The 12690-nt window shown below is 39.3% G+C and carries 11 protein-coding genes; 3 read left to right on the top strand and 8 right to left on the bottom strand.

Features of this window, described 5'->3' with window-relative positions:
* Nucleotides 1–131: 131 nt before the first annotated feature.
* The 7 genes from ABES52_RS13800 to helD all read right to left on the bottom strand — a co-directional run bounded on the left by ABES52_RS13800 (nt 132) and on the right by helD (nt 8996).
* The gene (locus ABES52_RS13800) at nt 132–482 is read right to left on the bottom strand and encodes a nuclear transport factor 2 family protein (protein ID WP_429651762.1); all 351 of its coding nucleotides are present in this window, start codon (nt 480–482) and stop codon (nt 132–134) included.
* Between the two features lie 22 nt (nt 483–504).
* Nucleotides 505–1254, bottom strand: a complete 750-nt coding sequence (locus ABES52_RS13795; RefSeq protein ID WP_429651761.1) for a hypothetical protein — start codon at nt 1252–1254, stop codon at nt 505–507.
* Nucleotides 1255–1396: 142 nt separating this feature from the next.
* Nucleotides 1397–2365: a carbohydrate kinase family protein gene (locus ABES52_RS13790; protein ID WP_429651760.1), complete on the bottom strand. Its 969-nt coding sequence runs from the start codon at nt 2363–2365 to the stop codon at nt 1397–1399.
* Between the two features lie 3 nt (nt 2366–2368).
* The gene (locus ABES52_RS13785; protein WP_429651759.1) at nt 2369–3862 is read right to left on the bottom strand and encodes a glycoside hydrolase family 32 protein; all 1494 of its coding nucleotides are present in this window, start codon (nt 3860–3862) and stop codon (nt 2369–2371) included.
* Nucleotides 3863–3926: 64 nt separating this feature from the next.
* Entirely contained in the window at nt 3927–5369 is a 1443-nt protein-coding gene (locus ABES52_RS13780) for a sucrose-specific PTS transporter subunit IIBC (protein WP_429651758.1), read from the bottom strand.
* Between the two features lie 119 nt (nt 5370–5488).
* Entirely contained in the window at nt 5489–6484 is a 996-nt protein-coding gene (locus ABES52_RS13775; RefSeq protein WP_429651757.1) for a LacI family DNA-binding transcriptional regulator, read from the bottom strand.
* Nucleotides 6485–6737: 253 nt separating this feature from the next.
* Nucleotides 6738–8996, bottom strand: a complete 2259-nt coding sequence (gene helD, locus ABES52_RS13770) for an RNA polymerase recycling motor HelD (RefSeq protein ID WP_429651756.1) — start codon at nt 8994–8996, stop codon at nt 6738–6740.
* Nucleotides 8997–9189: 193 nt separating this feature from the next.
* On the opposite strand from helD, the gene ABES52_RS13765 reads away from it, so the two are divergent.
* A complete protein-coding gene (locus ABES52_RS13765) occupies nt 9190–9720 on the top strand; it encodes a flavodoxin family protein (RefSeq protein WP_429651755.1) in 531 nt (176 codons plus the stop codon).
* A 327-nt stretch (nt 9721–10047) separates the two neighbouring features.
* On the opposite strand, the gene ABES52_RS13760 is transcribed toward ABES52_RS13765, so the two are convergent.
* Nucleotides 10048–10377, bottom strand: a complete 330-nt coding sequence (locus ABES52_RS13760) for a winged helix-turn-helix transcriptional regulator (RefSeq protein ID WP_429651754.1) — start codon at nt 10375–10377, stop codon at nt 10048–10050.
* 132 nt (nt 10378–10509) lie between these two features.
* Between ABES52_RS13760 and ABES52_RS13755 the strand changes: the two genes are divergently transcribed.
* Nucleotides 10510–11121: a nitroreductase family protein gene (locus tag ABES52_RS13755; RefSeq protein ID WP_429651753.1), complete on the top strand. Its 612-nt coding sequence runs from the start codon at nt 10510–10512 to the stop codon at nt 11119–11121.
* A 177-nt stretch (nt 11122–11298) separates the two neighbouring features.
* Nucleotides 11299–12600 carry an NCS2 family permease gene (locus ABES52_RS13750; protein ID WP_429651752.1) on the top strand — a complete coding sequence of 434 codons (1302 nt, stop codon included), beginning with the start codon at nt 11299–11301 and terminating at the stop codon, nt 12598–12600.
* Nucleotides 12601–12690: the final 90 nt, after the last annotated feature.

Here is a 12690-nt window from a genome sequence, read left to right as displayed (position 1 = left end):
GCAGGCAAGCCGCTCCCCTCGCTACGCTCAAGTATGGGTCTTGCGGCTTCTTGTTCCCGCTGAAGTCGCCGCCGTGCAAATAACTTACTAAAAATCAACAATGAAATATACATAGCCTATATATAAAACTTCTATCGGCATGTTTTCGTCCCTTGATGAAAGGTCATTTGCCAACGGCCGTTCAGGTGTTTCCAAATGGAGCTACGAAGCGTGTATTCATTTCTAGTCTCATCATAGACAAGATAAGTGGCTAACACAACATTTTCAGCTAATAGACGAATATCGAAGTCTAGAATGGTCATTTGGCGTACCGAGAGTCCTCCAGGTTGAACACAATCCGCTTTTACCCACACGTTTCCAGAGCTTCCAAACTCCATAAAGTCCTCCGCAAGAAGCTGGTCGAGTTCTTCTGGGGCCATTCGAACTTCTGGTTGAAGAAGCTTTTGTTCTAATTGGTAAATCTGCTCTTTCAATGTATCCATATCGTCTCCTCTTTCCTTACCGTTATGCTAACACCAGTGACAAACAAATGCCGAAAAAGATTTTCCGATCGATGACCGTCGCTTCTGGGTGAAAGTGAATAATCGCCATATTCGGATCTTTAAATCGCTGTTGCCATTCGACCGGCATCCATCCTTGTTTAAATTCTGCAATTGTTTTTCCTTGTTCATTAAGTAATTTTAAAAAGAACGCATCTCCTTTAAGCTCATATTTGCCATTCCCATCTTGAAATGTAAACGTTCCTTTTAATTCCCCGCTAAACGATAATCGTTCTTTATATGAACCGATCAGTGTCCCATCTGGTTCATAAAGTTCAATCGACGAATTCCATCCCGGGGTACGGACAATTGCAGCCACAATATTTCCCTCTTTATCCTTCACATGCGCCCGAAACGGTACCCAAAAGGCGAAACTTGTAAAATAGCGTACCCATCTCGATATTTTTTCAGAATCATCTTCGATTGTACCAATGACATCCCCTTTAGGATGAAATAGCAACGCCTGATACGTAAGAGTCTCCCCGCGTTCGATGAGGAGGTCATTTTGCGAAAACAAATGACTATCTACAACAGGGGCGCTATATCGAATTTTATTGATATGTGCAGTTCTTAATTGATTGGCTGCAATAATAAAAAAAAGAAATAGACCCCAAATCACATATTCTACTAAGGTAAGAGCTTTCAAAAAAGCACCTGCTATAAATAGTCCTATAAAGATGATCGCAAAAAGCGTTTGCCATTTTCTCCATTCCATTGCTCTTCCCCCCGTCTTTTTATACGAAGGAACGTACAAAAAGTTCCAAAAATGTGATATTCTTATAAAATTTTCGATAACCATTACAAAAAAGAAGACCGATTTCAGTAATTGACCCGGTCTTCATATAAAACATTTATTTTTATTGTTGAATGAACTGTTCAATCGCTTCTTTCGTCGGAATCGATGAAATGGCACCTTTTCCGGTTGTCGTTAAGGCCCCACTGGCATTTGCAAACATTAATAGTTCCTGATGGTGTTCATTTAACACGTCGACCAAGTTGTCAGGGTTTACTTCTTTTTCAAGAAGTTTATATAAAAAGCCGCCAATAAAGGCATCTCCTGCCCCTGTCGTATCTTGAACGTCTACTTTATAGCCGTTCGATTGATAAGCCGAATTCTTTGTATATAGGTCGGCCCCGTTAGCTCCTTTTGTGTAAATAACAGCTTTTACTTCACCTGTAAATAAGCTTTCAATGGCTTCTTTTTCATCCTTCATTCCAGTAATAAACGCTAATTCTTCATCGGAAATTTTAAGGAGATGGGCTTTTGGAATAAACTCTAAAATTGTTTGACGACATTCTTCTGCCTGATTCCAAAGTGGAAGCCGTACATTCGGGTCAAAGCTAATCAGTCCACCGATTTCTTTCACAAGACGGATTGCTTTTTCATGAGCTTGCTTCATTGGACTTTCTACCAAATCGACCGAACAAAAATGTAAAATATCTCCTTTTTGAAACCAATGTTCTTCGATTTCATCTTCCGAAAGTAATAAGTCGGCCGACGGATTACGATAAAAGGAAAAATCTCGTTCTCCATCTTCTCGAAGGGAAACAAAAGCTAATCCCGTATTGGCTTGATTTGTACGTTTAATTTTGTCCGTTTTGACTCCTGCTTTTTGCAACTCGTCTATTAAAAAGTCCCCGAAGGCATCCATTCCTAGCTTTGTAATCATCGAAGCTTCTGCCCCAAATTTAGCTACCGCCGCCGCGACGTTTGCTGGGGCTCCTCCTGGTGCTCGTACAAAAGCTTGAACATCCTTTAAGGCTTTTCCTTTTTCTTTTGGAATAAAATCAATTAACACTTCACCGATTGAAATTAATCTCCCCATTAGTTAATCCTCTCTTTCATTCATTGGAGATAAATTGTATTTGGTTGTATTTAATGCAACCTTTCCGTTTCTGGAAAAGAAGCGAATTTCTGTACTTTCTGGTCGTGGAAAAATTCGGCTGGTAAACACTTCTTCCCCGTCATTGAGAAAGATTTCAACAGAAGACGTATCAACAAATAGATGCATCTTTAACTTACTGCCTTGAACGATACACTTTCTTGTTGTTCCATACTCTTTCGCCGGAACTTGGCCTGAATGAGTACGGTCTAAGATGACTTTTTGTTCTTTTTTATTAAAGTAGATGACCGTTTTTTCCTCTTTTCCTGCCCGGAATTCGATTCCGACTTCCTCTGCCTCCATGTCCGTAAACTCACAAATCAGTTCATATATTGTTCCAGTAAACCCATCATACATTTTTTTCTCATTATGAAGAATATCTTTCACCTTTACGGAATGTTGACGCAAAGCTTCTAATTCTTTCACAGGGCGCTGAATTAACTTACCATTTTGGACACTCAATTCTCTCGGCAATGTTAAACAATGGGCCCAACCATCTTTGTCTGTTGGATACTCGATTTCAGGAAGACCCATCCAACCAACTAAAAGGCGACGCCCTTTATGATCCACAGTCGTTTGCGGTGCATAAAAATCAAATCCACGATCAAGCTCCACAAACTCTCCATGATGAAATACTTTTTTCTTTAAATCGAGCTTATCACCAAGAATATAGCCAGATTGATAAATATTTTGGAACTGATCCCCATTTGGCTCGACCCCTTGTGGTGAAAAGATCAAAACACCTTTTCCATCTAGTTCAAAATAATCGGGGCACTCCCACATAAATCCAAATTCCTGTAAGTTGGTTTGCACCTCACCTTCAAATGTCCAGTGATGTAAATCTGGTGAGGAATAAAGAACAATACAACCTGTTTTATTTTCCCGCTGAGCTCCAATGACAGCATAAAACGTGTTTTTGTCCTTCCATACTTTCGGATCCCGATAATGATCGGTATACCCTTTTGGAACTTCTTTGATGACGGGCTCACGTAATTTTACAATATGCCCGTCTTCATCCATCACCGCTAAACATTGATAGGGATGACGAACCCAATTTTCATCCCTTGTATTTCCGGTATACATAAGATGTAACTTTCCATTATGGCAAATCGCACTTCCTGAAAAAGCCCCATGGGAATCAAAATAGTCGTTCGGCTGAATACCTATCCCGACATTTTCCCAATGGACAAGATCTTTTGATTTCGTGTGATACCAATATTTTAGTCCATGAACAGGACCGAGCGGAAACCATTGATAAAATAAATGGTATTCCCCGTGAAAATAAGAAAAGCCGTTTGGGTCATTTAAAAGGCCCATTTCCGGTTGAATATGAAAAGATTGACGCCAAATACTTTTTTGGACTTTTTCTTTTAAAGCGTTCAATTCCTCTTGACTAGCCTCTTCTAGCCGTCGATATCGCTGTTCTCTCGTCCATTTCATGTGTCCTCAAACTCCCCTTAAACATGATGGGAGAATCTATGTGATTCTCCCTTCTCACATTCTATTAAGCTACTTTTTTCTGAGTTTGTTCTTTTATTTCTGCACGCTTCGCTAAAAGGATGGTTGTAACGAATGCTACAGCGAAGGAAATCACCATTCCAATGACATATGGAACAATGGAATCAGGTCGAATCGAAATGATACCTGGTAAACCAGCAGCACCAAGGGCAACTGCTTTGACTTTAAAGATTGTAATAAATGCCGATGAAACGGCTGCACCGGTAATCGCGCCAATAAATGGATAACGAAGCTTTAAGTTTACACCAAACATGGCTGGCTCTGTAATACCTAAAAGTGCTGAAATTCCCGCTGCAGACGCAATACTTTTGATTTTCTTATCTTTTACCATCATTAGCACGGCTAATGTAGCAGCACCTTGGGCAACGTTAGACATGGCCGCAACTGGGAAAATAAATGAACCACCTGTTTTCACGAAATCGGCTAATAATTGGGTTTCAACGGCAATAAAACTATGGTGCATACCCGTAATAACGATCGGGGCATAAACGAAACCAAATAAAGCACCACCGATCAAGCCTGTTGTATCATATAACCAAACAAGTCCGTCCGTTAATAGGTTCCCTGCTGAACGTGTAATCGGTCCTACGGCTGTAAAAGTTAACATACCAGTAATAAAAATCGTTAATAATGGGGTTAACAAGTTATCAAGTGCCGATGGTATATATTTACGCAAAAATTGTTCTGTTTTTGCTAAGATATAGGATGCAACTAAAACTGGTAATACGGTACCTTGATAACCGACTTTTTCAATTTCAAATCCGAATATACTCCAAACAGGAATTTCACCATTTACTAAGGCACCACCGTACCCCCAGCCGTTTAATAAATCAGGGTGAACCATTAACATCCCTAAAGTTGCACCTAAGTATGGATTACCACCGAAGCGCTGGACGGCTGAAAAACCAATTAATACAGGTAAAAACACGAATGCTGCATTAGCAAACGTATGAATAAGAGCTGCTAAGTCTGCCAATTCTGGATTCGCTTCAATGAGGGACTTACCTTCCATAAATAAGTCTTGTGCCGTTAACACATTATTAATCCCCATTAACAGACCGCCAGCAACAATGGCAGGAATAATTGGAACGAAAATATCAGATAGCAGTTTCACTAAACGCTGCAAAGGATTGAGATTTTTCGCTCCGGCATCTTTTACATCTTTTGTGGACATTTCTTGTAGTCCGGTTAACTTTTTCAATTCTTGATATACTTTTTGAACAGTCCCTGAACCTAAGATGATTTGAAACTGACCACCCGTTGAAAATGTACCTTTCACGGCATCCATTTGGTCAAGCGCTTCTTGATTCACTTTACTTTCGTCATTTAAAACCAAACGTAAGCGTGTCGCACAGTGAGCAGCAGCCGAAATATTTTCTTTTCCGCCAATAGCCTCTAAAATTCCTTTGGCAATTTGATCGTGTTTCATGGCTTCCTCCCTAAATTGTATATTGGAATAACCGAGAATGGAACCGGTTCCAACAACATATAAAAAATAGGAACCGGATTCAAGTACTTTTTTTGGAACTGGAACCGGTTTCAGTTACATTATAATGAACAACGATTTAAATTGTCAACGCTTTCACGTTCAATTATTTGAAAATTTGATAAAGTCCGTTTCGCAATTGCCTCTTCATTCACAAGCTTCACGATGTTTTGTGCCGCCATTTTTCCAGCTTCCTTAAAGAAAAATTTCACGGTCGTCAATCCAGGATGAATAATTTCAGTAACATCATATCCTCCAAAGCCTGTAATCGAAATATCTTTTGGAATGCTTAATCCTTTTAACTGGGCTGCCCTTAATGCACCAAGAGCGATATTATCTGTTGCGCATACAATAACGGTTGGCTGATATTCTTCTAACATTTTTGACGCTTTTTCTTGTGCGATAAACATATTAAAATCAGTTTCAAAGTAACGAACTTCACAAGATTCAACTTCTTCTATTGCCCGCTTAAAGCCTTCTTTTCTTTTTACGCCAACAGCCACGTCTTTTTCCGTCACACCTAAATAAGCAATTTTTCGATGACCTTTTTGTAAGATGTATTTCCCAATTTCATAGGCTGCCTCATAGTCATTATGAATAAGACTATGCACGCTCGGGTGTTCTTGTCCAACAAGAAGAATCGGGATCTTTACTTTTTTAAAAGCTTCTAGATGAGCTTTTGTAATTTGGGTGGCAAGTAAAATAATTCCTGCTACTTTTTGGCTTGCTAAGTTATAAATCGTTTCGATTTCTCGTTCAATATGTTGGCTTGTATTCGAAATTAATAATTGATAATTTAATTGTTTTAACTGTTCATCAATACCAATTAACGTACGAGATGTCGCATAAGAATCTAAACGTGGAACAATCGTTCCGATAAAATTGGTTTTTTTCGCCTTCAAGCTTTGAGCAAAAGGATTGGGGGTATATCCAGTTTCATTTATCGCCTGCTCTATTTTTCGTTTCGTTGCTTCACTAACCGAACCACCATTTAAATAACGAGAAACCGTACTTTTCCCAACCCCAGCAATTTTGGCGATATCAGCAATTGTTTTCATGATTGGTCCACCTCAAAATACCTTCTCATCTTTTAATTATACGAAAACGCTTTAAATCGAAGCAATGATACTGTTGATATTTATACATTACGCTTGTGGCGGACGCTTTCCGCGGGCAAGCCGCAAGCCGCAAGCCGCTTCCCTCGCTACGCTCAAGTATGGGTCTTGCCTGGCTTCTTGTCCCCGCTAAAAGTCGCCGCCGTGTAAATAACTTGCTAAAATCAACAATGACATATAACATAGCCAAAAAAAATTATCTAATAAAATCGCTAGGATGTTTTCCTATAAAAAACAACCGATGTAGCGGTCGGGTCATCGCCACATAAAGTAATTTCACGTCTAATTCGTTCGTTTCATCAAATACTTCATTTAATGAGCAAATGAACACCACATCGAACTCTAATCCTTTCGAAACATAGGAGGGTACAATGACGAGCTGGTCTTTCGGAATAGAAGCTTTCTCTTGTAACAACGTTACGTTATCTGAAAAAATGTTGGAAAGAAGTCCATACAATTGTTCACAATCCGTTCTTGTTTTTCCGATGATTGCAAACGTTTGATATCCTTCTTTTTTTAATTGATGAACTTGGTGATGGATCAAATGACTGATCTCTTCTACATCATTATAATGCAAAAACTTCGGTGGCTCCCCATGTCGAACAACGGGAGTAACTTTAGGAAATGTGTACGGTAATTTCTGAAGCAATTGATTGGCTTCTTCCATGATCTCTACCGTTGTTCGATAACTTTTTTGCAGCTCCGTATACGTTGCTCGTGGGAAAATTTCTTGATACACTTCTTCCCACGACTGCAATCCTCGATACGAATGGATGCCTTGAGCTAAATCCCCGACGATTGTAAACATATCCGTTTCTAAAGCTACTTTTAACGCCATTAGTTGCACATAACTATAGTCTTGTCCTTCATCGATCACCACGTTTTTTGCCATCAACTCTTTATCTATGCCATACAACTGCTTTTGTAAAAATAAAAGAGCACCTAAATCTTCATATTCATACTCCCCTTTTCGTAAATGTTTCTGAACGTAATGACAGATTTTAGACGCTTCCTGTCGTGATAAACAGCCTTGACTATATTCTACAAGCTTGTCTTCTTGGAATAACTCTTTATAATATTGCCCCAGCTTTTTGTTCTCAAATTGGCGCATAAACGAAGGAACCGCATGGCGAATGGCTTGTTGCACTTCCGCTAAACGTTTCGCTTTTTTATCGAGCGCTTGAGTGACATACGCTTTTCGTTTAGGAGACTGTTTCACATGAAAAAGAGCATACTCAATTTTTTCATCATAAAAAGCCTCTACTTTTTCGAGCATCTTTTTCTTGTTGGAACGAACGTAATTTTGTAGCACATGCTTTAACTTTTCTTTTCGGCGATATAATGGTAAGTATTGATACTCGACTAATAACAAATGATTATATTTTTTCGCCGAAAATAACCGATATTTGTCCACATAAAAATCTTCTTTCGTCGTAAAGCGCTGGGCAATATCGTGAACATATGCTTGTAAAATTTGAAAGAAGAGGCGTGACCCTTTAAATTGGGCGACTTCTGCAGCGATTTGTGCTTCTTTGTCCCCTTGTTCAATGAGTCGAACAAGCTTATCATCAGGACGAAGGCGAAGTTTTTCGTCTAAACAAGCGATCACATAGTCTTGAAACGTCGTTTGGCGGACTTTTTCAACCCCTAATTCCGGTAGGGCTTCGGAAATGTAATCGATAAACAGTCGGCTTGGTGCCAAAATCATCAGTTGTTTAGGATCAAAATAGTTTTTATAACGGTAAATAAAATAGGAAATGCGGTGTAAAGCAATCGTCGTTTTCCCACTTCCCGCCGCTCCTTGGACAATGATGGGCTTATTTAAATCGGCACGGATGATTCGGTTTTGTTCTTCTTGAATCGTCGTAATAATTTCTGTTAGACGATTGGAAGAGCTTTTCGCTAGCGACTCTTGTAACAGTTCGTCGTTTGTTGTTAAATCAATATCTCGTAATTCAACAATTTCCCCGTCTTCAATCATAATTTGGCGTTTTAACGTTAATTCCCCTTCGAACGTTTCATCTTCCGTTTCATACGTCACGTGCCCTAAACGACCTTCATAATACAAATTGGCAATCGGTGACCGCCAGTCCACGATGAGCTGCTCTTGATTTTCCCTTTGGTAGAGGGACGTCTTTCCGATGTAATGGACTTCAGTTTTATCATTATTCCGTTTAAAATCAATGCGAGCAAAGTACGGTTTTTTTCGCGCTTTTTTTAAATGCGCTAGCTCTTCCTTCGACATATCAAAAAAGCTGGCATTCGTTAAAATTTCGATGTACGCACCACTCGATTCTAACCAATCCACATCAGCAAACGCTTCTTGCATGTTTTGACGAAATTGTTCTTTGTTCGTTTCAGCTGTTTTAATGACGACATCCATATACGTTTTGGTAAATTCTAGCCGTTTCTTTTCCTCATGATAATCCGGGTGATGTTCCGGTGCTGTGGTCATACGTTTGCTCCTTTCATAGATAAATGTGGGTGTCTGATGGAGTAAACGAGGTGAGTAAAAATTACAGCAGAGGGCAAGTATCAATATTATCAGAATTATCCCAAAAATACAATAGTTTTCATATGATGTGAAGAAATAATCAAAATCCGTTACAATAAGCGCATACATTAAATGGAGAAAGGATGGATTTTGGATGAAAATCGCTGTCATAAGCGGAAGCTCCCGAAACAACGGTAATACCGAATGGTTAGCTGAACAAGCTGTTCAAGGGTATGACTACAAATTGTTTAAACTTCGTGAAAAGCAAATTCAGCCTATTCATGATTTACGCCATGATCCAAACGGGTTTCAACCAGTTGAAGATGACTATGATGAACTCATTAAAGAAATCTTAGAATATGATATTCTTGTGTTTGCGACACCGATTTATTGGTATGGACTATCAGGATATATGAAAAACTTTATCGATCGCTGGTCTCAAAGCTTACGCGACTGTGAATTACAATTTAAAGAGCGATTAGCAACGAAAAAAGCCTACTTAATCACCTGTGGAGGAGATCAACCGAAAATAAAAGGTCTTCCGCTCGTTCAACAATTCCAATACATTTGTCAATTTATTGGTATGGAATTTGCTGGTTATGTGATTGGCCAAGGAAACGCCCCTCAGGAAGTACAAAAAGATACGCAAGCGGTTGAAGCAGCCAAAGGACTTATTCGCGCGTAATAAAAAGCTTTCTCGTCTCTTCAGATGAGAAAGCTTTTCTCTTCTCGTCTTCCGCCGATGCCGCTCACTAACGAATCGACAGCCCTTATATGTTACGGCAATTGCCACATCCCTTTCCACATAAGAATACACCCCATTTGTATAAGACCATAGGCCCTTAAAAGAAAAATTTCCGTACAATCGAAAACAATAAAAAAACAGCGACTACAAACATCGTAATCACAAGTACTTTTTCTTGTTTATCTCCAAGCATGTGGTCTCTTCCTTTCCCTAAAGGTTTACTTATATTTTACGGCCTATAAGGGAAAATAACAAAAATGAATACTTTTATTGTTCGTCTACCGGACAATCCATCCACTGATTTGCCCATGATTGTACTTCAGCCATAACAGATTTTAACGCCATCCCTTTCTCCGTCAACTCGTACTCAATCCGGACAGGTGTTTCGGCATAGACATTCCGCCGAATAATTCCATGTTTTTCTAATAATTTCAACCGATCCGCTAACACTTTTTCACTGATCATCGGAATTTGTTCGGAAATCATTTTAAAACGCATCGGTCCATCAAATAATACTTTTATAATCAGTCCGATCCAACGCCTCCCTAACAATTGAAAGGCAGCTTCATATTTCGGGCACAAATTGGACATGGTCATCCCCCCGTTCGAACGCTTTTTCTTGACGATAAGTTCACCTTATTTTAAGCTAACAAAGTACTTTACTTACCAAAAGTAAGTAACTATTATTTTGTAATTCATGACAATACTTCATCATGAGGAGGAACAATCATGGCAGATATTTTTGGTGTTATTGAATCACGTCGTTCAGCAAAAGTGTACGACCCAAATCTTCCAATTTCGCGTGAAGAGCTTGTTGAGTTATTAGAAATTGCTGGTAAAGCACCTTCTGCTTGGAACTTACAACATTGGCATTTTATGATTTTTGATAATAAAGAAATTCAACAACGGTTACTCCCAATTGCTTATAACCAACAACAAATTGTTGATGCATCCGCTGTTATCGCGGTATTAGGGGACCTTGAGGCAAACAAAAATGCTGAGCTGGTATTTGCCCCAGATGTAGAAGCTGGTATGATGACCCCTGAAATTAAAAATACGCTCATTCAACAAATTGAAGGAGCTTATCAAAATAAACAATATGCACGCGACGCTGCGTTCAGTAACGCGTCATTAGCGGCGATGCAATTCATGTTAGCCGCCAAAGCGAAAGGCTGGGACACATGCCCGATTGGTGGTTTTAATCCAGTCCAGTTTATGAAAGAATTTAACGTATCTGATCGCTATGTACCAGTGATGCTTATTACCATTGGAAAAGCGATCAAAGAACCACGTAAATCCAATCGTCTCGACATTCATCAATTAATTACGGAAGCAAAATAATTTTCCTAAACAGGGACCAACAACGGTTCCTGTTTTTTTGTTCGTTTATACTCCTACCTATTTTAATGGTTTTATAAAAAAATGGGAACATTTCTTAAAAAAAGGTTGCACATCTCCCAAAAAACGAATATTATAATAATCGTGTTAAAAAATGTTCGTGTTTTGGAGGAGTTAATCATGTTTAAATTGCAAGAACATAACACGACGGTAAAAACTGAGTTAATTGCTGGTTTAACGACCTTTTTAACGATGGTTTATATCGTCATCGTAAACCCGATTATTTTAAAAGACGCGGGTGTTCCATTTGATCAAGTATTCACTGCGACGATCATTGCCACAGTGATCGGAACGTTATGGATGGCCCTTTTTGCCAACTATCCAATAGCAATCGCACCTGGTATGGGTTTAAATGCATATTTTGCGTATTCTGTCGTTGGTTCAAATGAACATGTGTCTTATGCCACTGCCTTTTCTGCGGTGTTTGTCGCTGGTATTATTTTCGTCATTTTATCATTATCTCCTTTCCGTAAAAAATTAATTGAAGCCATTCCAGAAAACTTAAAACATGGAATTACGGCTGGAATTGGTTTGTTTATTGCCTTTATCGGTTTACGCTTAACCGGTATTATTACCGACCATCCAACGAATTTAGTCGCGTTAGGCGATCTTCATTCCCCATCGGCCTTGTTGGCACTTGTTGGTTTAGCGGTGACGCTAATATTGATGGTGTTAAATGTCCATGGTGCATTATTTCTCGGGATGATTATCACGGCCATTATCGCTTACTTTACTGGTCAACTTTCCTTTGACCAAGGGGTTGTGTCCATGCCAAAACTTCCAGAAGGACTTATTGTGTTAAACCCAATCACAGCTTTTACAGATGTCATTCAACATGGATTATACGCCGTTGTTTTCTCCTTCTTACTAGTTACGATTTTTGATACAACAGGAACAATGATTGGTGTGGCTCAACAAGCGGGATTAATGAAAGGAAAAACAATGCCACGTGCCCGAGAAGCATTATTAGCAGATTCGGTTGCCACTACTTTTGGAGCTATGTTCGGTACAAGCCCAACAAGTGCATACATTGAATCTTCTGCTGGGGTAGCGGCTGGCGGACGTACAGGCTTAACGACGTTAACCGTTGCTGTACTTTTCATCCTATCCGCCTTTTTCGGACCTTTAGTCAGTGCGATTTCAGGAATTAGCGCGATTACCGCACCAGCGTTAATTATTGTTGGTAGCTTAATGATGAGTGCCATCACACATATTAAGTGGAATGAATTAGATGAAGCGTTTCCTGCTTTCCTCATTATTTTAAGCATGCCACTTACATCGAGCATTGCGACAGGTATTGCGTTAGGATTTATTTCATATCCGATTATGAAAATCTTCAAAGGACAATGGAAAACGGTTCATCCGCTTGTATACTTATTTGCAATTCTCTTCTTCTATCAATTAGCATATTTACCTCACTAACACCGGGAACCTCTCCCGGTGTTTTTTATATAAAGGCTATTGTTTAAGTCATTGTTGATTTTTAGCAAGTTATTCACACGGCGGCGACTC

It is taken from the genome of Aeribacillus pallidus (genome assembly GCF_050478865.1).
Lineage (GTDB): Bacteria > Bacillota > Bacilli > Bacillales > JACDOC01 > JACDOC01.
The sequence above is the reverse complement of the archived record's forward strand: the minus strand, read 5'-3'. Positions and strand labels throughout refer to the sequence as shown.